The organism is Labrys okinawensis (genome assembly GCF_002982075.1).
Lineage (GTDB): Bacteria > Pseudomonadota > Alphaproteobacteria > Rhizobiales > Labraceae > Labrys > Labrys okinawensis_A.
Map to the genome: position 1 here is coordinate 76,698 of NZ_PUEJ01000001.1, position 21,669 is coordinate 98,366.

26 protein-coding genes and 1 pseudogene are annotated in these 21,669 nt (G+C 60.5%); 18 read left to right on the forward strand and 9 right to left on the reverse strand.

What is annotated here, in order from left to right; genetic code table 11:
- Nucleotide 1: 1 nt before the first annotated feature.
- From C5L14_RS00345 to C5L14_RS00355, 3 genes are read right to left on the reverse strand one after another with little or no spacing between them, the layout of a single operon-like run.
- On the reverse strand, nucleotides 2-1,105 hold the full coding sequence (locus C5L14_RS00345; RefSeq protein WP_105860051.1) for a glycosyltransferase family 4 protein: 1,104 nt from the start codon (nucleotides 1,103-1,105) through the stop codon (nucleotides 2-4).
- Nucleotides 1,090-2,202, reverse strand: coding sequence for an NAD-dependent epimerase/dehydratase family protein (locus tag C5L14_RS00350; RefSeq protein WP_105860052.1), 1,113 nt, complete (start codon nucleotides 2,200-2,202; stop codon nucleotides 1,090-1,092). Before C5L14_RS00350 ends, C5L14_RS00345 begins: the two co-directional genes overlap by 16 nt.
- Nucleotides 2,199-3,305, reverse strand: a complete 1,107-nt coding sequence (locus C5L14_RS00355) for an NAD-dependent epimerase/dehydratase family protein (RefSeq protein WP_105860053.1) — start codon at nucleotides 3,303-3,305, stop codon at nucleotides 2,199-2,201. Before C5L14_RS00355 ends, C5L14_RS00350 begins: the two co-directional genes overlap by 4 nt.
- 515 nt (nucleotides 3,306-3,820) lie before the next feature.
- On the opposite strand from C5L14_RS00355, the pseudogene C5L14_RS30925 reads away from it, so the two are divergent.
- A pseudogene (locus C5L14_RS30925) lies at nucleotides 3,821-3,898 on the forward strand (hypothetical protein); the annotation flags it as partial.
- Here C5L14_RS30925 and C5L14_RS00360 read toward each other — a convergent pair.
- Both C5L14_RS00360 and C5L14_RS00365 read right to left on the reverse strand, forming a co-directional pair.
- Nucleotides 3,865-4,446, reverse strand: coding sequence for a DUF4142 domain-containing protein (locus C5L14_RS00360; RefSeq protein ID WP_105860054.1), 582 nt, complete (start codon nucleotides 4,444-4,446; stop codon nucleotides 3,865-3,867). The pseudogene C5L14_RS30925 and the gene C5L14_RS00360 sit on opposite strands and share 34 nt — an antisense overlap.
- 13 nt (nucleotides 4,447-4,459) lie before the next feature.
- On the reverse strand, nucleotides 4,460-5,854 hold the full coding sequence (locus C5L14_RS00365; protein WP_105860055.1) for a cytochrome B6: 1,395 nt from the start codon (nucleotides 5,852-5,854) through the stop codon (nucleotides 4,460-4,462).
- A 195-nt stretch (nucleotides 5,855-6,049) separates the two neighbouring features.
- On the opposite strand from C5L14_RS00365, the gene C5L14_RS00370 reads away from it, so the two are divergent.
- The 3 genes from C5L14_RS00370 (at nucleotide 6,050) to C5L14_RS00380 (ending at nucleotide 8,300) form a co-directional block, all read left to right on the forward strand.
- Nucleotides 6,050-6,535 carry a ferritin-like domain-containing protein gene (locus C5L14_RS00370; protein ID WP_105860056.1) on the forward strand — a complete coding sequence of 162 codons (486 nt, stop codon included), beginning with the start codon at nucleotides 6,050-6,052 and terminating at the stop codon, nucleotides 6,533-6,535.
- Between the two features lie 386 nt (nucleotides 6,536-6,921).
- Complete coding sequence (locus C5L14_RS00375; RefSeq protein ID WP_245443145.1) at nucleotides 6,922-7,641, forward strand: DUF4142 domain-containing protein; 720 nt, start codon at nucleotides 6,922-6,924, stop codon at nucleotides 7,639-7,641.
- A 44-nt stretch (nucleotides 7,642-7,685) separates the two neighbouring features.
- Nucleotides 7,686-8,300 carry a hypothetical protein gene (locus C5L14_RS00380; RefSeq protein ID WP_105860057.1) on the forward strand — a complete coding sequence of 205 codons (615 nt, stop codon included), beginning with the start codon at nucleotides 7,686-7,688 and terminating at the stop codon, nucleotides 8,298-8,300.
- A gap of 69 nt (nucleotides 8,301-8,369) precedes the next feature.
- On the opposite strand, the gene groL is transcribed toward C5L14_RS00380, so the two are convergent.
- Together groL and groES are read right to left on the reverse strand one after the other, a co-directional pair.
- The gene (gene groL, locus C5L14_RS00385) at nucleotides 8,370-9,998 is read right to left on the reverse strand and encodes a chaperonin GroEL (RefSeq protein WP_105860058.1); all 1,629 of its coding nucleotides are present in this window, start codon (nucleotides 9,996-9,998) and stop codon (nucleotides 8,370-8,372) included.
- 55 nt (nucleotides 9,999-10,053) lie between these two features.
- The gene (gene groES, locus C5L14_RS00390; protein ID WP_105860059.1) at nucleotides 10,054-10,368 is read right to left on the reverse strand and encodes a co-chaperone GroES; all 315 of its coding nucleotides are present in this window, start codon (nucleotides 10,366-10,368) and stop codon (nucleotides 10,054-10,056) included.
- A gap of 425 nt (nucleotides 10,369-10,793) precedes the next feature.
- Here groES and C5L14_RS00395 point away from each other — a divergent pair, with 425 nt between their 5' ends.
- From C5L14_RS00395 to C5L14_RS00440, 11 genes are all read left to right on the forward strand, one after another.
- Nucleotides 10,794-11,270, forward strand: a complete 477-nt coding sequence (locus C5L14_RS00395; protein ID WP_105860621.1) for an Hsp20 family protein — start codon at nucleotides 10,794-10,796, stop codon at nucleotides 11,268-11,270.
- A 94-nt stretch (nucleotides 11,271-11,364) separates the two neighbouring features.
- A complete protein-coding gene (locus C5L14_RS00400; protein ID WP_105860622.1) occupies nucleotides 11,365-11,874 on the forward strand; it encodes an Hsp20/alpha crystallin family protein in 510 nt (169 codons plus the stop codon).
- Nucleotides 11,875-11,999: 125 nt separating this feature from the next.
- Complete coding sequence (locus tag C5L14_RS30930) at nucleotides 12,000-12,437, forward strand: DUF982 domain-containing protein (RefSeq protein ID WP_428832594.1); 438 nt, start codon at nucleotides 12,000-12,002, stop codon at nucleotides 12,435-12,437.
- 30 nt (nucleotides 12,438-12,467) lie between these two features.
- Nucleotides 12,468-12,689: a hypothetical protein gene (locus C5L14_RS00410; protein WP_105860061.1), complete on the forward strand. Its 222-nt coding sequence runs from the start codon at nucleotides 12,468-12,470 to the stop codon at nucleotides 12,687-12,689.
- Between the two features lie 375 nt (nucleotides 12,690-13,064).
- Complete coding sequence (locus tag C5L14_RS00415) at nucleotides 13,065-13,520, forward strand: Hsp20 family protein (RefSeq protein ID WP_105860062.1); 456 nt, start codon at nucleotides 13,065-13,067, stop codon at nucleotides 13,518-13,520.
- A 56-nt stretch (nucleotides 13,521-13,576) separates the two neighbouring features.
- The gene (locus tag C5L14_RS00420) at nucleotides 13,577-13,924 is read left to right on the forward strand and encodes a hypothetical protein (protein WP_146126795.1); all 348 of its coding nucleotides are present in this window, start codon (nucleotides 13,577-13,579) and stop codon (nucleotides 13,922-13,924) included.
- A 30-nt stretch (nucleotides 13,925-13,954) separates the two neighbouring features.
- The gene (locus tag C5L14_RS29860; RefSeq protein WP_146126796.1) at nucleotides 13,955-14,230 is read left to right on the forward strand and encodes a hypothetical protein; all 276 of its coding nucleotides are present in this window, start codon (nucleotides 13,955-13,957) and stop codon (nucleotides 14,228-14,230) included.
- Between the two features lie 31 nt (nucleotides 14,231-14,261).
- Nucleotides 14,262-14,444, forward strand: coding sequence for a hypothetical protein (locus C5L14_RS00425; protein ID WP_105860064.1), 183 nt, complete (start codon nucleotides 14,262-14,264; stop codon nucleotides 14,442-14,444).
- A 14-nt stretch (nucleotides 14,445-14,458) separates the two neighbouring features.
- A complete protein-coding gene (locus C5L14_RS30575) occupies nucleotides 14,459-14,671 on the forward strand; it encodes a hypothetical protein (RefSeq protein WP_105860065.1) in 213 nt (70 codons plus the stop codon).
- A gap of 10 nt (nucleotides 14,672-14,681) precedes the next feature.
- Nucleotides 14,682-14,987 carry a hypothetical protein gene (locus C5L14_RS00435; RefSeq protein ID WP_245443147.1) on the forward strand — a complete coding sequence of 102 codons (306 nt, stop codon included), beginning with the start codon at nucleotides 14,682-14,684 and terminating at the stop codon, nucleotides 14,985-14,987.
- 51 nt (nucleotides 14,988-15,038) lie between these two features.
- The gene (locus C5L14_RS00440) at nucleotides 15,039-15,278 is read left to right on the forward strand and encodes a hypothetical protein (protein ID WP_181160943.1); all 240 of its coding nucleotides are present in this window, start codon (nucleotides 15,039-15,041) and stop codon (nucleotides 15,276-15,278) included.
- Nucleotides 15,279-15,557: 279 nt separating this feature from the next.
- Here C5L14_RS00440 and C5L14_RS00445 read toward each other — a convergent pair whose 3' ends face one another.
- Complete coding sequence (locus C5L14_RS00445; protein ID WP_105860066.1) at nucleotides 15,558-17,546, reverse strand: erythromycin esterase family protein; 1,989 nt, start codon at nucleotides 17,544-17,546, stop codon at nucleotides 15,558-15,560.
- A gap of 117 nt (nucleotides 17,547-17,663) precedes the next feature.
- Nucleotides 17,664-18,098, reverse strand: a complete 435-nt coding sequence (locus tag C5L14_RS00450) for a CBS domain-containing protein (RefSeq protein WP_105860067.1) — start codon at nucleotides 18,096-18,098, stop codon at nucleotides 17,664-17,666.
- 265 nt (nucleotides 18,099-18,363) lie between these two features.
- Here C5L14_RS00450 and C5L14_RS00455 point away from each other — a divergent pair, with 265 nt between their 5' ends.
- The 3 genes from C5L14_RS00455 (at nucleotide 18,364) to C5L14_RS00465 (ending at nucleotide 21,628) form a co-directional block, all read left to right on the forward strand.
- The gene (locus C5L14_RS00455; RefSeq protein WP_105860068.1) at nucleotides 18,364-18,735 is read left to right on the forward strand and encodes a response regulator; all 372 of its coding nucleotides are present in this window, start codon (nucleotides 18,364-18,366) and stop codon (nucleotides 18,733-18,735) included.
- A 315-nt stretch (nucleotides 18,736-19,050) separates the two neighbouring features.
- On the forward strand, nucleotides 19,051-19,737 hold the full coding sequence (locus C5L14_RS00460; RefSeq protein ID WP_105860069.1) for an HAD family hydrolase: 687 nt from the start codon (nucleotides 19,051-19,053) through the stop codon (nucleotides 19,735-19,737).
- Between the two features lie 94 nt (nucleotides 19,738-19,831).
- The gene (locus tag C5L14_RS00465; protein WP_105860070.1) at nucleotides 19,832-21,628 is read left to right on the forward strand and encodes a thiamine pyrophosphate-requiring protein; all 1,797 of its coding nucleotides are present in this window, start codon (nucleotides 19,832-19,834) and stop codon (nucleotides 21,626-21,628) included.
- Nucleotides 21,629-21,669: the final 41 nt, after the last annotated feature.

Here is a 21,669-nt window from a genome sequence, read left to right on the forward strand (position 1 = left end):
CTCAATGCCCCCCTGCGTGAATTGCCGATGCCTGTTCGTAGGCCAGGCTCGTCGCCGCAGCCTGCTTTGACACCGTGTAACGACGAGAGCGCCGCATAGCCGCGCTGCCGAGCCTGGCTCGCATGGGAGGGCTGGTGGAGAGGCGGTTGATCGTGTCGGCCAGCGCGGCCGGGTCATCGGGTGCAAAGAACAGCGCGGCACCGGACCACAGCTCGCGGTAGGTGGGAATATCCGCCAGGATCAGGGGCGTGCCGACCTGTGCCGCTTCCAAGGCCGCAAGGCCAAAGGGTTCATAAATCGACGGCGATACGAAGATGCCTGCCGTGCCCATCCGGAGCCTTGTTTCATCGTGGGAAATCGAACCCAGCGGAATGGCATTGTGGAACGAGATGCCGTCGCCGTTCGGCCCCGTCAGCGATCCGGCGCACAAGACAGGCCACATGCACGATGCAGCGGCGGCATCGAGAACCCGTCCGTTCTTGCCGGCATCCCACCAGCGGCCGGCGGCGAAGATCGTATCTTGACGGCCTGTCCACGCCGGAACGGAGGGAACGCCGTTGTGGACCACTCTGAGCCGGGGGAGCGGGCCATAGCATGCTCTCAATGAGGCTGCATGACTGCCGCTGGGGGCGATCACCACGTCCGCGCGCTCGAGCCCCGCGCGATTGCAGTCCTCATGCCAGGCCCATGGCGCGGGCAGCTTCGAGCCGCGCACCACATGGAACCAGCTGACGACACAGGAGTGGGAGACGACGACGACGGGGCAGGGTACCCTCAATCCGGCCGCCTGACTGGGCGCATTCAGGTGCACCAGGTCGATGGCGTGGTCCCGAACGAGGGTTTCGAGCTCGCCGGCCAGCCTCAACAGCTCGACCGAGTTCGTTGCCATCCAGTCGGGTGGCGTCTCGAGCCAGACCACTGCACCGATCTGTTCGGCTTGGCGCCGTTGCTGTTGTGATGGAACCGGGCCAAGCCCGGCAAAGACGATCGCATGACCGGCCGTGACCATCTGTTCCGCCAGCCCCATGGCGTATTGCCAGGCGCCACCGACGGCGTCGACCGTCATGAGAATTCGATGAGGGCGATGCTTCAAACGCTGGAGCATGTCGGCTCCAGTCGATAAGGGCGAGATGCGCTGGTGCCGACTTCCTCATGCGTGAGCGCGGTGGTGCGATGCTTGCCCAGCCACGCTGCCAAGTCCTCCAGGCCCTGGCGCCATCCGAGTTTCGCCTGCCATTCGAGCGCTGTCTGGATCCGTCTGGTATCGGCGACGAAATAGCGCTGATCGCCGATCCTTGCCTCGGCATGGCGCACCTCGACCTTGCGCCCCAGGATGCGGGATATTTCGCCGAGGACAACGTTCAGGCTGACGGCGTTGGAAACACCGCCGCCGAGATTGAAGGCCTTGCCGCGATGCCTGTCTATACCCTGCAGCAACAGGCGATAGGCGGCCACCGCATCCGAGACGTGGAGGACGTCGCGGACCTGGTTGCCATCGCCGAAGATGGTGATGGCTTTTCCAGAGAGCGCCCGGATGAGAAAATGAGCGATCCAGCCCTGGTCCTCGGTGCCGAATTGGCGAGGCCCATAGATGCAGCTCATTCGCAGCACGGCCGTGGAAATGCCGTAGGACTTCGCATAGTCGAGCACATACTGGTCGGCCACGCCTTTCGAGCAGCCATAGGGGGTGCTGAAGTCGAGCGGCTGGTCCTCATTCACCCCGTGGCGTCGAAGCGTTTCATCAGCTGGCAAATCGCTGCCGTCGATGGTGGAGATCGCCATCTCCGAAAGTGCGCCATAGACCTTGTTGGTGCTGGCGAAAATCACGGGAATGTCGCGTCCCGTGGCGCGAACCGATTCGAGGAGGTTGAGCGTCCCGCGCGCGTTGATCTCGAAATCGTCGGTTGGGTCGACCAGGCTCGTGGTCACAGCGGTCTGTGCAGCCAGATGGAATATCGCCTTTGCGTTTCCGATCGCCCGTGACAACGCGTTGCGGTCCCGTATGTCGGCGATCCGGACAACCAGCCGGCGGCCGTGCTTATCCCGCAGCCAGGCCAGGTTCTGTTCGACGCCGGGCCGTGCAAGATTATCGATGATCGTTACGCTCTCACCGCTGCCCAGCAGGCTGTCGGCGAGATTGGAACCGACGAAACCGCAGCCGCCGGTGACGACGATCGACGCGTTTGTTGCCGTTCTTGTCATGAAACCAGGCCCATTGTCTCGAGCTCGCGCTTCATCTGCGCGCTGCGGTCGACGACCTTGGTGCCCCGTACCCAGCGCACCATTTCGTCGAGCGAGTCTTCCAGGCGGTGCTCAGCCTCGTAGCCCAGCAAATCCCGAGCCTTGGCGATGTCGGCAAAGCAGTTGCGAATATCGCCGGATCGCGCCTTCCCCAGGATCTCTGGCGCGAGGTCCGGAACATTCATGGCCTGTGCGAGCATTCTTGCGATGCCGGCTATCGAATAAGCCTGCCCGCTGCCGATATTGATGACATGCCCGCGCGCCTGTGGTCGTTCGAGAGCCAGGCGGAAAGCGCGGGCGACATCACGCACATGGACGAAATCGCGTTTTTGTTCGCCGTCCTCGAACACCAGTGGCCGCTGCCCGCTGGCCAGTCGCGAGGAGAAGTTGGCGAGTACGCCGGTGTAGGGATTGGACAGGGCCTGTCCGGGACCGAAAACATTGAAGAGGCGCAATGCGACGGCGTCGACCCCGTAAGCCTCGCCGAAGATCATCACCGCGCGCTCCTGGGCATATTTGGTGAGGGCATAGATGGACGCAAGGTCGACGGTTTTCTGCTCGTCGGTCGCAAGGGGTATCAGCGCCTCGCCGTTCTCGGAAACCGGGTCCCATAGCCCAGCCTTGATGCGGGAGGTGCGGCGTCGCACATTGGTTAGCCGACGACCATCCTTGGTCCCGTACAGGCCCTCGCCATAGACGCTCATCGACGAGGCCACGACGATCCGCTGGATCGGCTGCTTGATCATGGCTTGCAGGAGAACCGCCGTGCCGAGATCATTCGCGCCGACATAGCGTGCGATCTCGTACATCGATTGCCCGACACCCACTTCCGCCGCGAGATGAATGACGGCGTCGACGCCGCGCAACGCCTGGCCAAGCTTTTCAGGGTCGCGGATGTCGCCCTTGATCAGTTCTGCGCCGGCAGGAAGTTCGACATCGCCGCTGCCATGGACCTGCTCGACCAGAGCATCCAGGATTCGAACTTGGTAGTTGCGGCTCGTCAGCTCGTGCGCCACATGCCGGCCTATGAAACCGCCGCCGCCGGTCACCAGAATATGTTTCACAATTTTCTCTCACCGTGCTGATGTTTTCGTTGCCCCCGAACCAGCACTTCGAAGGTTTGTTCCTTCTGCCTTTACTGTGGAGGCAGGCGGATAAACACAGGCAGAAACCGCGCCTCCGAACGAGGCTGTACAGATCAGGTGAAAGCCAGGCGTGGCCTCCAAAGCCGGTGGCAAATCGATGCCAAGTCTGTTTCAGATAGAGCAGGGCGCACGCAGTTGGCGGTATCGACGTAATGGCCGGGGACTGGCGGCGGAAATCCTAGAGCAAAGTGCGGTTTCTCTGATTTTCTGGAAAACGCTCTAAGAAGATCGTCACGGGGTGCCCTCTGCGGGGAACTCTGAGGGAGGCCGGATTCCTGCCGGTATGTTTGAAAGTCAGCTGGCCACCCCGACCGAGCGACACGTCGCCGCCGTTCACGAGTTGAGCCCCGCCGCAAAGGAGGACGAGCGGGCGCGATCATGGTCTGCCGCTCGCCCGATCAAGAAATGCGTCGAAACAAAGAGCTAGAGAGAAAATGCGGCTGGTAGAAGCGCATTTTGCTCCAGGCAATTTGGAGGCCTACTTGACCTTCGTCTCGGCCAGATCCACCGACGAGCCCGAAACCAAGTCTTGTGCATGCTGCAAATGTGCCAGGACCGTCGGCAGTGTATCGGCCGCAAACTTCTTCAGCTCGGCATTTTGGCCGGCGCCAATCTCCCAGGCGAGTATCTGAGCCGTGCGGATATGTTCGTCGACTTGCGCTCCGAGATAGGCGTGGTCGAAGGCCTTGTCTCGGAGGTCTCCCAATCGACGATGCAGATCCTGGTGGGCAGGGTCGGTTTCAGGGACCTTTTGAAGGGCGGTTTTCTTCACGATCGCAGCCAGGCGCAGATTACCAGCCGAATGATCGTTTGCCATCTGCTTGGCAAAGCTTTTGGTGGACTCCGCCGTCGCGCGCTCGGCGGCGAGCAAGCCCAGATCGACCTCGGACTTGCCGCCAATGGTCAACAGGCGAACGAACAGGTGGTCCGCATTGTTGAAATCGTTTTCGTCATTCGATTGCGCTTTCTGATCGGGCGCGGAAAAACCCGGATTGGCCGCCTGGGCGTTTGCCAGGCTGGCAGAGGAAACGAGTACAAACGCTGCAAGCACCGATCTCATCGCATCCTCCCCGCTATAGCGTCAGCAGATAGGCCACCAGGGCCTGTTTGTCGGACTGGTCCAGTTTCAGGCCCAGCACCAGGTTGAAATATTCGACAGTGTCGTCGAGCGTGAGCAGGCGGCCATCATGGAGATAGGGAGGCGAGTCCTTGATGCCTCGCAATGTAAAGGTTTTGATCGGCCCGTCGGGTAGAGCGATCAAGCCATTCTCCTCCCGCCCTGGGCTGTAGAAGCGCTCCAGCTTGAGGTCGTGCATATTGTTGTCGAGGAATTCGGTTTGAGGATTATGGCAGCCACTGCATTTGCCTTTGCCCATGAAGACCGCCTCGCCCTTGAGTTCGGCGGCTGTCGCCTTGGTGGGGTCGAGGCGCCCGAAGGGGTCGAGCTTCGGGGCAGGGGGGAAATCGACGATATTCTGCATTTGCGCCATCAGGGCGACCTGATTGGTGCGGTCGGGAAGATTGGCGCCCTTCCGTGTGGCGCTGATGTGGTCGCCGTTGAAGTAAGCGGTCCGCTGCTCGAACTGGGTAAAATCCTCTATCGAGCGCAAGGATCGCTTGGAGCCATGGATCTGTTGATTGAAGACGCCCCGCAAGCTCGTCGTATCGAGCCGGAAACGCTCTGACTGGGGTCTGACATCGGGCGTCAGGTGGAAGGCGGCATTCGTGTGGAAATTCGAATGGCAATCAAGGCATGCGACGCCCAGGCTCGGCTCGGCGCTCTTGCGGTCTTCCGTCTGATTGAATTCCTCTTGGGGAAATGGCGTCAGCAGCAGGCGCAGGCCCTCGAGCTGGACCGGCGTGAGAATGCCATTGGTGAGGTCATAATAGTTGCGGATCGACAGCAGCCGCCCACGTGAGATATCGCCGAGCTCGGGATGGGTCGTGAGAAAGATCGGGGGCGGAAATTCGGGTGTGAATTGAGAAGGAATGTCGAAATCGACATCGAAGCGGGTGAGGTCCCGCCCCTCTCGCTTCAAGATTTCCTTGATTTCTTCGGACGGAAAAACCTGGCCACCCGTTGCTTGTTTGACATGCGGGAGCGGTCGAAAGCCGAGCGGCAGGAGATCCTTGCTGCGTATTTCCGCCGGGGACATGGCGCCAAGCTCATCCCAGCTGACGCCCGCAGGCAGCTTGACCCGCACGCCTCCCTGGACCGGCTTGCGCCCGCCCGACATGAAAGCCCCTGGAATGGGATGGCTGGAGAGGTCGTAGCGGGCGCTGAGAACATCTTTCTGGCGCTTCATCACGCCGTCCTTCTGCGCTTCATCGGCCGCCTTCACATCGGAGAAAGGCTGGGTCGGCAAAGCACGATAGGTGGCATCGGGCGGAAGAGGGTCGGAAGCCGCGACTCCTGCAAGAAGCCCTGTTCCTGCGACGACGCAGATGGCGCGTTTCGGCAAAGGCATGGCTTTCCTCCCGGCTTCGTGGCGCCATACGAACAAAGCAAGGAGAAACTCGTTCCGAGGAATTTCTGAGGAGCCGGTCGTACCGTTGATCGCCATTCCGGGTGAGGAAGCAGGCGGATTTGGATGGAACGCATCGCATGCAACGCAGTTCTAGCCGGTGCCGCATGATCGGCTTGGATTACTCAGGAGGAATCAATGGCAAAGGAATTGCAGGACCTGTTCGTGGAGACGCTGAAGGACATCTACTATGCTGAAAAGCAGATCTTGCGTGCCCTGCCCAAGATGGCGCGAGAGGCCCAGACGCCTGAGCTGAAGAAGGCCTTCGAGACCCATCGGGAGGAAACCGAGGGTCATGTCGACCGTCTGCAGGAGATTTTCGAGAAGCTCGGCAAGCCGGCCCGCGGAAAGACCTGCGATGCGATCCTCGGCATCATCGATGAAGGCAAGGAAGTGATGGAGGAGTTCAAGGGCGCGCCGGCGCTGGATGCCGGTCTCACCGCCGCCGCACAGGCCGTCGAGCACTACGAGATCTCGCGCTACGGCACGTTGAAGACCTGGGCCCAGCAGCTGGGCAAGCCGGACATCGCAAAACTCCTCGACCAGACGCTTCAGGAGGAGATCAAGACCGACGAGCTTCTCACCAAGCTCGCAGTGGCAGGCGTCAACAAGAAGGCGGCTTGATCGGCGCGGCTTGTCTTTGTGCCCAAGCTCTCGATCCCCATCGCCGGCGGGCAGATTCTGAAAGCGGCCTCGGCTCTTCGAGCCGAGTGAGGATCACACTCTTTTGCATCCTCTCAAACAGGAATATTCGCTGGCAAACGGCCGGCCTGGCTCCCAGTCACGACCCAGGCCGAGCCACTCCAATTTTCAGGAACAAAGCCGGACCTATGAGGTTCGAACCGCGCGAGGCCGTTGTGCCCAGCGCCCCCGACTCCGGCTTCGCTGCGGGGCGGTCCGGTCAGCCTGCTCTTCGGAGTCGGTAGCCGGGCCGTCAGAGGGGACGCGTCGTCCGCATGCCAATGCCCCTAAGGCGGCGCGCTGCCGATCCAACCGAAAGGTGCGAAGCAATGCTCAAGAAACTGATGTGCGCAGCCACCGTCTGCGTGCTGTTCCCCACGATCGCCCTTGCAGCGACAAGTGCGCAAGACTTTGTGAGCAAGGCGGCTGTTTCGAACATGTTCGAAATCGAATCCAGCAAGCTGGCATTGAAAAACGCGAGCAATGCCGATGTGAAAGCGTTCGCGCAGCAGATGATCGACGATCATACCAAGGCAGGTGATGAACTTAAGTCCACGCTTGCGGCCGCCGGCAACATCCAAATGCCACAGGCACTGGACGCCGCCCATAAAACAAGCCTGGACAGCCTGGCGGGCAAGTCCGGGGCGGCTTTCGATGACGCTTATGTCGCCGACCAGAAGAAGGCGCATGACGAAGCCGTCGCCCTGTTCACGGAGTACTCGACCAGGGGTGACAATCCTCAACTGAAGGGCTTTGCGGGCAAGACATTGCCGGTCCTCAAGATGCATCAACAGCACGCTCAGAAGTTGGGCGCCAGCGCCGATACAACTTCTTCTTCGCGCCAGCCCACCAGCGCGGAACCCACTTTGCAGGAAGGGGCCAACAGCTTCACCGAAGGCCAGGCCCGCGATCGGCTCTCGGCCGCTGGCTACGCTTCCATTCAGGGGCTCGCGAAGGATGACAAGGGTATCTGGCGAGGAAACGCGACCAAGAACGGCAAGTCCGTATCGGTCGGCCTGGACTACAAAGGAAATATCGTCGCGCAATAATTCAGAATTAAGTGAGTCTATTCACGTAAAATGGAGCGATCGAGATGAAAAGAACGATTAGCGGCTTGTTCGATACACGAGAGCAGGCTTCGATGGCTGTCAAAGAGCTTCGGGCTGCTCGCATTCCGGAGGCCGATATCGGGTTGGTGTCCAACAATGTCGATGGCGTTGACCCGGACGGAGATGCCGCGACGGACGCCACCACGGACGCCGGAGCGGGGGCTGGAGTTGGAGCGGCCGTCGGCGGCATTGGTGGCCTTCTGACAGGCCTTGGCGTGATGGCCATTCCCGGGGTTGGGCCGGTCGTTGCGGCTGGCTGGCTCGCCGCAACGGTCGCGGGCGCGGCTACGGGAGCCGTTGTCGGTGGCGTGGCCGGCGGGCTCGTGGGGGCTCTGACCGATCGGGGCGTCGAGAAGGATGAGGCTCAAGTCTACGCCGAGGGCATACGTCGAGGTGGCAGCCTGGTGACCGCTACGGTTGACGATGACAATGCCGAGACTGCCAGGGCTATTTTGCAGCGCGGTTCCGTGGATGTCCGCACGCGCGAGCAAACTTATCGGAATGAGGGCTGGTCGGGCTTCGTCGAGGATGCGCCCATCTATACGAGCGATCAAGTTCGGGCGGAGCGAGACAGATATTCGCGCTCAGATGGCTTGTAAGAATCCGTTGCCTTCGACGATGTGATGCCGGATGCCACTCCCGTTCGGGAGTGGCACGGCCGTCATCGATCAGAAGTCCATGCCGGCGCCGGGGGGCATGGCAGGAGCTGCTTCTTTCTTCGGCTTTTCGGCCACCATGGCTTCGGTGGTCACGAGCAGGCCGGCAACCGAGGCCGCATCCTGCAGGGCTGTACGGACGACCTTGGCAGGATCGATCACGCCCTGCTCGAAGAGATTGCCGTATTCGCCGGTCTGGGCGTTCCAGCCATGGGCGTATTCGGCGCTTTCCCGCAGCTTGCCGACGACGAGCGAGCCTTCCCAGCCGGCATTTTCGGCGATCTGGCGTATCGGCGCCTCGATTGCGCGGCGAATGATGTCGATGCCGTATTTCTGGTCGGCATTGTCGGCCGTCAGAGCGTCCAGGGCTTTGGATGCCCGCAGCAGGGCTACGCCGCCGCCCGGAAGAATGCCTTCTTCGACCGCAGCGCGCGTCGCGTGCATGGCGTCATCGACCCTGTCCTTGCGCTCCTTGACCTCGACTTCGGTTGCCCCGCCAACGCGGATCACCGCGACCCCGCCCGCGAGCTTCGCCAGCCGCTCCTGCAGCTTCTCGCGATCATAGTCGGAGGTCGTCTCCTCGATCTGCGCCCTGATCTGGGCCACGCGCCCGTCAATGTCGTTCCTGCCGCCCGCACCGTCAACGATGGTGGTGTTTTCCTTCTCGATCACCACCTTCTTGGCCCGGCCGAGCATATCGAGCGTCACGTTCTCCAGCTTGATGCCAAGATCCTCGCTGATCACCGTACCACCGGTAAGGATGGCAATGTCCTCGAGCATGGCCTTGCGCCGGTCGCCGAAGCCCGGTGCCTTGACGGCCGCAACCTTCAGGCCGCCGCGCAGCTTGTTCACCACCAGCGTCGCCAAAGCCTCCCCTTCCACGTCTTCCGCGATGATGGCGAGGGGTTTGCCCGACTGCACGACCGCCTCCAAGATCGGCAGCAAGGCCTGGAGGTTGCCCAGCTTCTTCTCGTGGATGAGGATGTAGGGATCCTCGAGTTCGACGCGCATCTTCTCCTGGTTGGTCACGAAGTACGGCGAAAGGTAGCCGCGGTCGAATTGCATGCCCTCGACGACTTCGAGCTCGGTCTCGGCCGTCTTGGCCTCCTCGACGGTGATCACGCCTTCATTGCCGACCTTCTGCATGGCCTCCGCCAGGAAACGCCCGATCTCGGTGTCGCCATTGGCCGAAATCGTGCCGACCTGGGCGATCTCGTCGTTCTTGGTAATTTTCTGTGCGTTGGCCTTCAGTTCGGTGACGACCGCCTCAACGGCCTTGTCGATGCCGCGCTTGAGGTCCATGGGATTGATACCCGAGGCCACCGCCTTGGCGCCTTCCTTGACGATAGCTTGGGCGAGAACGGTCGCCGTGGTGGTGCCGTCGCCGGCCAAGTCGTTGGTCTTGGAGGCAACCTCGCGCACCATCTGGGCGCCCATGTTCTCGAACTTGTCCGAGAGCTCGATCTCCTTGGCGACGGTGACGCCGTCCTTGGTGATGCGGGGCGCGCCGAACGACTTCTCGATCACGACGTTGCGGCCCTTCGGGCCCAGCGTGACCTTGACGGCATTGGCGAGAATGTCGACGCCGCGCAGCATCTTGTCACGCGCGTCGGTGGAGAATTTGACTTCCTTGGCAGCCATTGGATCTCTCCTGCAATAGGCAGCTATCTAGACTGTAATGGGGAGGAAGAAGCCGTCAGGCGGCCTTCTTCACGGCACTGGCGTTTTCGACCACGCCCAGCACGTCGCTTTCTTTCATGATGAGGAGATCTTCACCATTGATCTTGATCTCGGTGCCTGACCATTTGCCGAACAAAATGCGGTCCCCGACCTTCACGTCGAGTTCGACCAGCTTACCGGCCTCATCCCGCGCACCAGGACCGACCGCGACGACCTCACCCTGCTGCGGCTTCTCCTTGGCCGTATCGGGAATGATGATACCGCCCGCCGTCCTTTCGTCGGCTTCGATGCGGCGGACCAGGACGCGGTCATGCAATGGACGGAACGTCATATCGTTCTCCTTCAAGGACAAACAATTTTGAGTGTTCCACCGCTCCGATCCTGCGACCGGAGCGGGGCGCGCGACCCAAGCGGCGTCGCGCGCGAAATGAGGTGGTTGAGGGCTTTTTCGATTTCAAGAGCGTCGATGAAAATTTTTAGCAGTCCGGGGCATTGAGTGATAATCCATTGAATGCGTTGATGTTTTTTTGTCCTTTTCGTGCATGCCGGTCGAGCCGGGGCTCAGGCGGGACTGTCTGAGGGCGCTCGCATGCATGCCCATTCAAAATCATTCGGTGGCCTCTTGAAATGCCGGAGGCGTGACCTAATTCGTATTTGCCGGGCGCCTCAAGGGGACCGGCATTCCCGCTCTGCGGCCAGGTGCGCGGCGGGAAAACCAAACTTGTATCCATGTTGCTTCAACAGGAGGATGTGGCTATGAGAACCACTCTTGACTTTACACCGCTGTTCCGCTCGAGCATCGGTTTTGACCGGATGCTGAATGCCCTGGAGGCGACGAGCCGTATTGAAACGGCCGGCAATTGGCCGCCCTACGACATCATCAAGACAGGCGACGACGACTACCGCATTGACATGGCGGTAGCGGGCTTTTCTCAAGACGAACTGAGCATTACCCAGGAACGCAACGTCTTGATGGTGTCCGGTCAGAAGACAGGCGAAGATACAGCGCAATATATGCACCGGGGCATTGCCGGACGCGCCTTTACGCAACGCTTTGAGCTTGCCGACCACATCAAGGTCGTGGGCGCGAACCTCGACAGGGGCCTGCTGACGATCGATCTCAGGCGTGATCTTCCCGAAGAGATGAAACCACGCCGGATCGAGATCGCGGGGGGCGATGCTCAAGCCAAGACCGGCATGCGGGCGATCGAAAGCGAGAAGCACGCGGCCTAATAGCCGAATGGCCACGCAAGGCAAAGCGCCGGACGGAAAGATCCGGCGCAGCCGAGAGCATTTGTCAACCGATTGAGCATGAAGGAGACAGATGATGAGTGTGCGTGATCTAATTCCTTGGGGGCGCAACAGCGCCGGCCAGCTTCCCAGCTTCTTTCGAGAGGGGGACCGCGATCCCTTCCTGTCGCTGCACCGCGAGATGAATCGGCTGTTCGACGATGCCTTCCGATCGTTCGACACCAGACTGCCAAATGTCGGCAGGATCGGCTCTTCCGGTGCCAACTGGCCTAGCGTCGAAATCTCGGACAATGAAAAGGAGATCACGGTGACCGCCGAGGTGCCGGGGCTGGCGGAGAGGGATATCGAAGTATTCCTCAGCGAGGGGGTGCTGACGGTGAAGGGCGAAAAGCGCTCGGAGACTGAGGACAAGGAAAAGCAATTTTCCGAACGCTTTTATGGTCGCTTCGAGCGTCGTATTCCGGTCGGCTTCGAAGTGGAAGAAGAGAAGATCAGTGCCCGTTTCAAAAATGGCGTGCTGACTGTCACGCTTCCCAAGACCGAAAAGGCGAAAGCCCAGGTTAGGCGGATCGAAGTAAAAAGCTGACCTTCATGGCGGCGGTTGCATGTACATATGCGGCCGCCTCGCCAGGCATATTAGGCAATAAGGTTCCTGAAGCTTGATTCCAATTTGTGATGAGCAAAGTTTCATTTGAAAAACCGGCCCGATTTATGCCTCGGACGAACCTGTTACATCAGGTCTCCAGCGTAGCGGAGGCTTCATATTATCTCTTGCATCGTTGGCCGCCGCAAAGAGGTCCAGCGTATTTCGCCGCGCGCGAGGCATGTTACCTGGCTGCCCTCGGGCGGATGAACCCGGATGAATGCCGCCGAATTTTTGCTCGGGCGTTGGACGAAGCAGGAATGCCGGTTCTGGATGAATCCACAGAAGCCGCCGGCGTCGCGCTGACGGAGGATAGGACATCAACGCCCGTGACCTTTACGAGGTCCGGGGCGTGGGAGAATAAAAACCTTCGCTGGTCCAAGGAACGGCTGCGCAGAGCCCGAGACGCCCACGGTCCGGACCGGGCATCGCTGCGAGACCCGCGGTTTGCGCTTACAAGGTTCGGTCCGACCCATGAGTTTGTTGTTGGGGGGCAAAGCGCCTGACGTGCTCCGAAAGCAGATAAAGAGGTCGAGATGGTGAATATCGGTGATGTTGTCCGTATCAAGCCCGGTATAGTGACATCGCTGTCGGTGATGTTCGACATCGATGCGACCTTCGAAGTCGTCGCATTGCATTTCGGTCCCGGCAATGATCCGGAAGGAAACGTCGATCTCATGAGGCCCGACGGCAAGATCGAACCATGGTTTCCGGCTTCACGGCTCGAAAAGGCTCCTGTGCGCCGGCCCACCCACTAGCGGGCCGAACGCAGGATCAGGTCGAACGGCGTCGGAATTCGTGTCGTCCCACAGGGCGCCAGCCGTGCGGGATGATATTCCGGGGAGGAGCGCGTGTTTTATTCCATGCCGACGTCGGTTGATACGACGCCTTCGGAAAGCCGAGCGCGCGGGCCGGGCCGTCCGCTCTTCCTGCGGTGTTCCAGTGGGAAAGCGTGAAAGATCCGGGCATGCGGAACGGCTCCGAGGCCGTTGTAAAAATACCGTCCAAGCCCTTGAAACGGCCTTGGTTTGTACCATTTCTTTGCGCGTCGGGCGCCCGATGGGGCTCGATGCGGACGCCGACTGCGTCTGGCGTCCTGCTTGTAACCATGTTGCTTTGATGAGGATGTGGCTATGAGAACCTACGACTTCACCCCTTTTGCCCGTTCGGCAATTGGCTTTGACCGTCTCTTCGAACTTCTGAACGCAGGTTCGAAGGAAACAGCCGAAGGCTATCCCCCCTACGACATCATACGCACGAGCGAAGACAGTTTCCGCATAAGCTTGGCGGTCGCCGGATTCAAATCCAGCGATATAAGCATTACTGCCCAGCAAAATCTCTTGACCGTCACCGGCCGCAAGGCGGATGCGAAGAACGAGCTGGACTACATATATCACGGCATTTCGGCTGCGCCGTTCGAACGCCGCTTCAATCTGGCCGATTATATCGAGGTCGAGAGCGCCAGTTTCGAGAACGGCCTATTGCAGATCAATCTTATTCGGCGCCTCCCCGAGGCGATGAAGCCCCGCCGCATCGAAATTCGCACCGCAGAAGCTGCCGACCATCATAAACCAGCAAAGGCCGCTTGATTCCAATGGCTTGGGGAGCGCAATCGGCGCTCCCCGAGATCGGAGAGGGTCTTGTCATGGAAAAGCGATCAACACGAAACGAGTTCGATATTTCCCGGCTTCTTCGTCCCGCTCAGGCTTTCGATCACCCAAGGGATGTCGTTGCCGACCCGGATCTGACATTGAATGAGAAGCGGGCGATCCTGGCCTCCTGGGCATCGGATGCCTGCGCGTTGGAGGCAACTCCTAGCCTTCGGGAGATCAGGAGGGGGCGCGTCGTTCCCTTCGATGACATCATGGATGCGTTGCGTGCCCTGGATGGCGACCGGATGAACAGCATGTCGCGCTATGGTCGGGCGACACGTCGTCGCCGTGCGACGAATGGGCGGCACTCGACGGATGAGGGCAGTCCATCCCTGCAGTGAAACTCCGGCGTTCCGGCGGGGAGCCGAGTGTTGGCCAATCTGCGAGCCTGCATCGGACATTTCTGGCTCCTCCCGGAATTCGCTATCCAGAACCAGGCATTGCGCCTCGGCGGGATTGGACCGGCCATATCCGCGAGATGTGCCCTGCAGGGATCGCTTGCGGGCGGCAGCCCCAGCGCGCCTGAAATCATGACGCCGCTGCAACGCGATTTCGAAAGCCCTGGCTTGCCAAGGGAGGGCTTTGCCATCCGACAAGATGAAGCCGACCACTCGAAAACAAGCGGGAACATGGGCGCGCGGCGCTAGTTGGGTCACTGGATACAAGGAAGGGGACGTCATGACCAAGATCCCGCCCACTCCTCCGGAGAACCAGAGCCACAAGGGCACCGGTGATCCCAAGACGCCGGTCCGAGACCAGGCGCCCCATGGCAAGCAGCGGCCTGAAAATCCTCAGCAGCAGGGCCAGCAAGCCAATATCAAGCAAAACACGAAAAATCAGGGTTATCAGCAGGACCGGTGAGACAGGAGACGGATATGTCTACCTCGGCCAAGACACCGAGAAGCATTCGCCATGGCGGCCCCGGTGCTTCCCATGAAAATGCAAAGGACCGTCCGCAGGTCGAAAAACCTGCCGCAGATACGGGGCACCGCCGGCGCAGTGCCGTATCCGGCGGAGGCGGCGAAAGAGACAGTCATCACACCCATGATCCCGAGAAGAAGGGTGGTGGCACTCACCCCGCCCGTTGAGAGGTCGACGATGGCCAAGAATGTAAGCAAGCGCCAGCCCTTGCAGGGCAGAAAGACCCATGAGCAACAGCTTCGAACTCTGGAGCGAAAGCCGGACGTCCCCGATCGCCGTCAGGAGGAAACGTCGCTGAGCCGGCCGGGGGATAGCATTCTTCCTCTCCCCAAGCGGGAGGCGCGTCAGGCGGAATTTCCGGTGAGCCGCGGCGGCCTCAATCAGGAGAGCCGTGACCATAACAAACACAATCGTTCGGGACAGGAGGGGCATCGGCCTCAACGGCATTCGCCCGCCGAACAAAAGGACCGCGACGGCCAATAGCCTCTCGCGGGCCGCATTGGAATGAGAGGGCAAACCGCAAGGAGAATTGCTGTGGCGCATGCGAGCAAGAAACATATGGGCTCTGGTACCGCTGGCAAGGGCGCCGGAACCGGCGGGACGTCCGATCTTGCGAAAGACAAGATCGAGGAAAACATGGTTCTGTCCAATCGCGACAAGTCTCAGCACTCCAAGGACAGAGGCATGGACAGCAAGAGGAACCAGACGGACCAATTGCAGGACCATGCAGCCAACCGGCTGTCCGAAGAGAAAAAGCCGAGACAGAAATCCTGAGCCACCGGCGACCCAGTCAGGTGAAGGGTCTCTGGCGCATGCTGCCCCTGATGCTTAGTGCGGTTCATTTGAGAAAGAAGCGCTCCGGATTGTCATAGCCGCGCTCGACCCGGTTATCCGGAAACCGCCCGCGCAATACGGAGATCCAGGTTGGCTTGCCGGGTCAAGCCGGCAATGACAAAGGTCGGGCCGGCCTGAAGACGCTTAAGTGAACTGCATTGCCCCTTGATGCTGCCCCTCTTGGCGGGGCCAGTCACACTATGGTTCTCCGACCGTCCTCTACACCCCGGAAGGATAGGTCTCGGGGATTTCGCCATTCCATTCGGAACTGCGCTCCAGTGGCTCGACCGGGCGGGTCTCGTCGAAATGCAGCACGGCATCGAATTGTGCCGAGAGATCGGCTCGGAAATAATGGCTGGCCCGTTCGGTCTCAGGCCGATAGATCACGCCTATCGCCCGCTCGAGCAGCCGCCGGGGCAGGCTTGCGCCGTTTCCCCGCAGATCGAGCTGGAAGCGATCGAAAGAAACACCGTGCAGCAAGGTCTCGTAGCTGTCTGCCAGGGCCGGCCGGACACTCTTGCGCTCGGCTGGTCCACCCCAGTCGGAGGCAGCCGTCACGGTGCCGCGATAGGTCGTGAAGCCCACGAGAAAGGCTTTATGCCCGTGCTTTTCGCGAATGAGCTGTCCCAGATTGATCTCGCCATGGCTGCTTCTATCCGTCGCCCGGGCATCTCCCAGATGCGAGTTGTGAGCCCAGACGACGATTTTGGGGAACTGCACCCGCCGAGTGAGATGAGCGGCCAGGGCCTCGAACGTTTCGGCCATGTGGCGATCCCGCAAATTCCAGGTCGACTCGGGAGCAAGAAACATGGCGCGATAATAGGCTTCTGCATTCTTGACCAGATGGGCATTTTGCTGTGCCGCAAAAAGTTCGTCGTCGAGCAGGCCGGCCTGGGCCTCGGCGGGCGCGGGGCGTCGCTTCAGCATGTCGACCAATTGCGCCACGACGTCCTCCTGACAGGATTTTCCGATCGCGGTGCCGGCGACGAAACCATAGATTTGCGGGTCGGGGCCGAAATGGTCGAAACAGGAATAACGGTGCCGTGCGACCTCGGCCGCGGCCGGATCAACCCGATCCAGATAATGCAGCACCGCCTTCATGGAACCATGCAGGGCGTAGAGGTCGAGACCGTAGAAGCCTGCCTTGGGCTTCGTCCCTTCCGATGTCCGGTTATGCCGACGCAGCCACTCGATGAAGTCGACGACAACCTTATTGCGCCACATCCAGGTCGGAAAGCGACGAAAGTCGGCGAGCGCCTCCTCCGCGTCGAGATCGCAGCCCGCCCCTTGAACGTAGCGGTTGACCCGGTAAGCGTCAGGCCAATCGGCCTCGACGGCCACGCCGACAAAGCCCTTCTCTTCGATCAGGCGCCGCGTAATCCGTGCACGTTCTTCATAGAACTCATGCGTGCCGTGCGAGGCTTCGCCGAGAAGGACGAAGGGAGCCTCGTCTATCTGCTCGAGAAGGTGATCATAATCCTGCGGTCCGCCGGACAACTGCAGGATATGCTTGTTCAATGCGGCCACGACCGCGTCGGCCGGATCATCCCCGGATGAGGTTCGCGCTCCCGCCCTGGCAAGAAGATCTCGAACTTCCTCATCGCTGGTCTGGGAGAAATCACCGTACCAACTCCCGACGCTGACGAATGGCTGCGGCGTCGTTGCGCAAAGAACCTCGTCGGCCTCATCCCTCATCGCTTCGCAGGTTTCCGGGCTGCCGACAGGTACGGCTGCGACGATATGAGCGGGCCGGCTTTGCCGCAGCGCCTTTATGGCCGCGCGCATCGTCGAGCCGGTGGCAAGCCCGTCATCGACCAGGATGACATTTCGGCCGCGCAGCCGCAAAGGTGCGCGGTCGCCGCGATAGAGCCGCTCGCGGCGGTCGAGCTCTCTTTGCTCCTTGGCTGCGACCTCATCGATGACAGATGCCGGCACGGCAAGTCTGGTGACGATCTCGTCATTCAAAACGCGTACATTCGCGGGGGCGATCGCACCCATGGCAAGCTCTTCATAGCCGGGCACGCCGAGTTTGCGCACAACGAAGACGTCGAGCGGCGCCTTCAAAGTTTTGGCGACCTGGTAGGCAACCGGCACGCCGCCTCGAGGCAGCGCAAGGACCGTGACATCCTTGCGCCCCGCATAATGTCGGAGCTTTCCGGCCAGGGCACGCCCTGCCTGCCGACGATCTGAAAAGGTGGTGGCCATCATCTCAAATCCAATGCTGCTGAGCTTTATCCGCCGCCTGCCGCGAGGCGCTCACTCAGGGATGACGGGCCTTCGAGTATCCCTTTTCCGGCTGCGGCCGAGGCGCGGAAGCTCTCCTTGCTATCCGGTCTGACTATGTGCGCCACCGGCACGGGAGATGCCGCAAAGGGCCTCGCCGGCGGCTCCATCACCGGTCGTGACGGCGACATCGCCCAGCGAAAGGATACCAACCAGCTGTTTATTGTGATCGACGACCGGCAGGCGCCGTACCTGAATGTCGCCCATATTGCGGGTCACTTCCTCGATTTCCTGATCGGCGAAACAGTATTTTACGTCCTTGGTCATCACCTCTCGGACGCTCGTATCAGGCCCCTTGCCGTGGGCTACGGCACGCACCGCAATGTCTCGATCGGTGATCATCCCAACCAGCCGGTTGTTCTCACCGACGGGCAAAACGCCGGCATCGAGTTTGGCCATCAGCTGGGCGGCTTGGGCGATTGTTTCGCCGGCATTGGCCACGCGCACATCGCGCGTCATTGCATCGCTTACCTGCATGGCAGCCTCCTTTGCTGGATTCGAAAGCGGCGGCACGACCGATCAGGTTCCCTCATGGTCGCCTTTCCATAGAACCGCCCCTTCCCAACGAGCCAATGCTGCAACTGTTCCGCGTGGAGGTCCTTCCCTGAACGGAGCCTCGCGAGAGCCGGCGCCATCGCTCTCGTCGCCTTCGATCCGCATCTCGGCGTCTTAATGCACCCGACAGGGGGAACGCGGGGTGTGATCATTCGTTTGGTGGCACGGAAAACAGGGCCCCGCTCCCATGCAGTCAGATCAGCCGCGCCCTGCAGTGCTTGTGATCGAGGACGAAGTTTTCGCGCGTATCGTGATTGCCGATTTTCTCGCAGACCGGCATCTCGAGGTGCTCGAGGCCGAAAATGCGGACAAGGCCCTCCAGATCCTGGAACAGAGACAGGATGTGAAGGTGATTTTTACGGACATAAATATGCCCGGGAAACTGAATGGTATCGAGCTTGCTCGAATAGTGCGCACCCGCTGGCCTCGGGTTCACGTTCTCGTTACGACCGGAGCTCCTCAAAAAGAGAGAATTCCTGCCGGGAGTCATTTCGTGTCCAAGCCCTATGATCAGGCTCAACTGGCGGATCGGATCCATTTACTTGCCAAAGCGGACTGAATCCTCCACGGGCAATATGCGAGATTCGCGCTGGCCGGCGTAGCTCCTTATAAACTATCCGCCGATGCCGAAACGCAGTGCCAGGGCCGAAGGTGCCATACGGCATTCTCATGCCCCAAACACCCGGGATGGTGGCGGCGCCGACGCGACCCTGTTGTTTTCTCTCGAATTGACATCACCTTCGTTCGTAGCGGCGCAAAAGCGTCGGCCGACTCGAAGGCGGAGACGGAGCAGATCACAAGCTCCCGACTATCCGAAAACCGTCTTTGAGCGTTCCGGCAGGACGATGAACGCCAACCCAGGAGGACGACTGCAATGGCCAACAGCACACGAATTCAGCCAGCATTCCTGTTCGATCTCGACGGCACGCTTGTCGACAGCGTTTATCAGCACGTGCTGGCTTGGAAGGAGGCCCTCGATGCCGAGGGTATCAAGCTCTCTGTCTGGCGCATTCATCGCAAGATCGGCATGAGCGGGGGTCTATTCACCAACCAGCTCCTGCGTGAGACCGGACTGGATATCAGTGAAGAGCGAGTCGAACGCTTGCGTAAAAATCATGCGGCCGCCTATCGACGCTATGGCAGCAGCATCCATCCGCTGCCAGGCGCCCGTGAACTGCTCGATTGGTTGACACAAGCCGGCATTCCCTGGGCCATCGCCACCAGCGGACGCATGGAGACCGCGGCTGTCAATCTCGCAGCGCTCGGCGTCGATCCTGATCGTTCCCCGGTGGTGACGCGGGATCAGGTCAAATACGCCAAGCCTGACCCAGACCTCTTTCTGGCGGCGGCTGAGCGGCTGGGAGTGGCGATCGAAACCGCCATTGTGGTTGGGGACAGCATCTGGGACATGCTGGCTGCGGTGCGCTGCAAGGCTCTGGGTGTCGGGCTGCTCAGTGGCGGCTACGGAACCGATGAACTTCAGGATGCGGGAGCAATCCGCGTCTACGATGATCCGCTCGATCTTCTGCAGCATATCGATGAAGTAGGGGGGCGGCGATAACGGGCACCCAAATGATCACCGCCCTCCTGTTCCGGCTCCGGAACAGGGACGAGCCTTGCTGGTTCGGTCGCCACAACGGTAGCAGGAGATGGTCATGGCCGGAACCGTCGGCGACTTCATCGTGGATCGCCTGTATGCGTGGGGCGTGCGCCGGATTTTCGGCTATCCCGGCGATGGCATCAACGGCGTGTTTGGCGCTCTGAATCGCTCCGATGGCAAGATCGAGTTCATCCAGGCAAGGCACGAGGAAATGGCGGCCTTCATGGCTGCAGCCCATGCCAAATTTACGGGCGAACTCGGCGTGTGCATCGCGACCTCCGGCCCGGGTGCCTCGCATTTGCTGACCGGATTGTATGATGCCAACCTCGACCATGTCCCGGTTCTCGCCCTTGTCGGCCAGCAATCTCGGGACGCCTTGGGCGGGCATTATCAGCAGGAACTGGATCTGACGAGCATGTTCAAGGACGTGGCCGGTGCCTTCGTTCAGCAGGCTTCGTCCGTTCCGCAGGTCCGCCATCTGATGGATCGCGCCATCCGCATTGCGCTCGGCGAGCGCAAGGTGACGGCCGTGATCATTCCCAACGACCTGCAGCGTCTTGAATACGAGGATCCTCCTCGCAAGCACGGCACGCTGCATTCAGGCGTAGGATATGCCGGCCCGAGGGTGATGCCGGAGGACAAAGATCTGCAAAAGGCGGCCGATGTTCTCAACGCCGGCTCGAAAGTAGCGATTCTCGTCGGAGCCGGGGCTCTCGGGGCGGAGGAGGAAGTCTCGGCCATCGCCGGGCTTTTGCAGGCGGGCATTGCCAAGGCTCTCCTGGGCAAGGCTGTCGTTCCCGACGATCAGCCGCATGTCACGGGCGCGATCGGCCTGTTGGGGACCGGACCGAGCTACCGCATGATGAACAGCTGCGACACCCTCCTCGTTATCGGCTCCGGCTTTCCCTATGCCGAGTTCCTTCCCGAGGAGGGACAGGCGAGGGGCGTGCAGATCGACATCTCGCCTGCGATGCTTTCGCTGCGCTATCCCATGGAGGTCAACCTCGTCGGAGATGCCAGGCACACGCTCCGGGCGCTGTTGCCGTTGATCCAGGAAAAGGCCGACGCGGACTGGCGGCGTTCCATCGAAGAGGACGTGACGGAGTGGTGGAATATATTGGAGGAGAGGGCCATGCGGCCCGCCAATCCGGTCAATCCGCAACGGGTGGTGTGGGAATTGTCCTCACGCCTGCCTGAGCGGGCTATCATCACGAGCGATTCAGGTTCATGCGCCAATTGGTTTGCGCGCGATCTGAAACTGAGATCCGGCATGATGGCTTCTCTTTCGGGCGGATTGGCCTCGATGGGTGCGGCGGTTCCCTATGCGATCGCCGCAAAGCTCGCTCATCCGGACCGGCCGATCATTGCCCTGGTCGGGGATGGCGCAATGCAGATGAACAATATGGGGGAGTTGATCACCATTGCCAAATATTGGCGGACATGGGCGAATCCCTGTCTGGTCATCTGCGTTTTCAACAATCAGGATCTGAATCAGGTAACCTGGGAGCAGCGCGTGATGGAGGGCGATCCAAAATTCGACGCCTCCCAACAAATTCCTGACGTGCCCTATCACCGTTTCGCAGAGCTGATCGGGCTTAAAGGTCTATTGGTCGACAGGCCCGAGGATCTCGGACAGGCTTGGCAGGCGGCCCTTTCGAGCGACAGGCCCACTGTGCTGGAAGTCAAGACCGATCCCGAAGTATTCCCGCTGCCGCCACATATTACATTTGAGCAGGCGGTGCATTTTTCCGAGATGCTGCTCAAGGGTGATCCGCGAAGCGGCAATATTCTAGCCAATACGGCGAGGCAGTTATATTCAACTCTGCTCGGCGGGCGCCACAAGCGCAATTGACGCCTAAATCAACGCCTGGGGAAGTCCAGCCCGCCCATGCA

Bases quoted from the DNA above. Each gene is read 5' to 3' on its own strand.
- C5L14_RS00345 (WP_105860051.1), bottom strand. From the start codon at position 1,105: ATGCTCCAGCGTTTGAAGCATCGCCCTCATCGAATTCTCATGACGGTC.
- C5L14_RS00350 (WP_105860052.1), bottom strand. From the start codon at position 2,202: ATGACAAGAACGGCAACAAACGCGTCGATCGTCGTCACCGGCGGCTGC.
- C5L14_RS00360 (WP_105860054.1), bottom strand. From the start codon at position 4,446: ATGAGATCGGTGCTTGCAGCGTTTGTACTCGTTTCCTCTGCCAGCCTG.
- C5L14_RS00365 (WP_105860055.1), bottom strand. From the start codon at position 5,854: ATGCCTTTGCCGAAACGCGCCATCTGCGTCGTCGCAGGAACAGGGCTT.
- C5L14_RS00370 (WP_105860056.1), top strand. From the start codon at position 6,050: ATGGCAAAGGAATTGCAGGACCTGTTCGTGGAGACGCTGAAGGACATC.
- C5L14_RS00375 (WP_245443145.1), top strand. From the start codon at position 6,922: ATGCTCAAGAAACTGATGTGCGCAGCCACCGTCTGCGTGCTGTTCCCC.
- C5L14_RS00380 (WP_105860057.1), top strand. From the start codon at position 7,686: ATGAAAAGAACGATTAGCGGCTTGTTCGATACACGAGAGCAGGCTTCG.
- groL (WP_105860058.1), bottom strand. From the start codon at position 9,998: ATGGCTGCCAAGGAAGTCAAATTCTCCACCGACGCGCGTGACAAGATG.
- groES (WP_105860059.1), bottom strand. From the start codon at position 10,368: ATGACGTTCCGTCCATTGCATGACCGCGTCCTGGTCCGCCGCATCGAA.
- C5L14_RS00395 (WP_105860621.1), top strand. From the start codon at position 10,794: ATGAGAACCACTCTTGACTTTACACCGCTGTTCCGCTCGAGCATCGGT.
- C5L14_RS00400 (WP_105860622.1), top strand. From the start codon at position 11,365: ATGAGTGTGCGTGATCTAATTCCTTGGGGGCGCAACAGCGCCGGCCAG.
- C5L14_RS30930 (WP_428832594.1), top strand. From the start codon at position 12,000: ATGCCTCGGACGAACCTGTTACATCAGGTCTCCAGCGTAGCGGAGGCT.
- C5L14_RS00410 (WP_105860061.1), top strand. From the start codon at position 12,468: ATGGTGAATATCGGTGATGTTGTCCGTATCAAGCCCGGTATAGTGACA.
- C5L14_RS00415 (WP_105860062.1), top strand. From the start codon at position 13,065: ATGAGAACCTACGACTTCACCCCTTTTGCCCGTTCGGCAATTGGCTTT.
- C5L14_RS00420 (WP_146126795.1), top strand. From the start codon at position 13,577: ATGGAAAAGCGATCAACACGAAACGAGTTCGATATTTCCCGGCTTCTT.
- C5L14_RS00425 (WP_105860064.1), top strand. From the start codon at position 14,262: ATGACCAAGATCCCGCCCACTCCTCCGGAGAACCAGAGCCACAAGGGC.
- C5L14_RS30575 (WP_105860065.1), top strand. From the start codon at position 14,459: ATGTCTACCTCGGCCAAGACACCGAGAAGCATTCGCCATGGCGGCCCC.
- C5L14_RS00435 (WP_245443147.1), top strand. From the start codon at position 14,682: ATGGCCAAGAATGTAAGCAAGCGCCAGCCCTTGCAGGGCAGAAAGACC.
- C5L14_RS00445 (WP_105860066.1), bottom strand. From the start codon at position 17,546: ATGATGGCCACCACCTTTTCAGATCGTCGGCAGGCAGGGCGTGCCCTG.
- C5L14_RS00450 (WP_105860067.1), bottom strand. From the start codon at position 18,098: ATGCAGGTAAGCGATGCAATGACGCGCGATGTGCGCGTGGCCAATGCC.
- C5L14_RS00455 (WP_105860068.1), top strand. From the start codon at position 18,364: ATGCAGTCAGATCAGCCGCGCCCTGCAGTGCTTGTGATCGAGGACGAA.
- C5L14_RS00460 (WP_105860069.1), top strand. From the start codon at position 19,051: ATGGCCAACAGCACACGAATTCAGCCAGCATTCCTGTTCGATCTCGAC.
- C5L14_RS00465 (WP_105860070.1), top strand. From the start codon at position 19,832: ATGGCCGGAACCGTCGGCGACTTCATCGTGGATCGCCTGTATGCGTGG.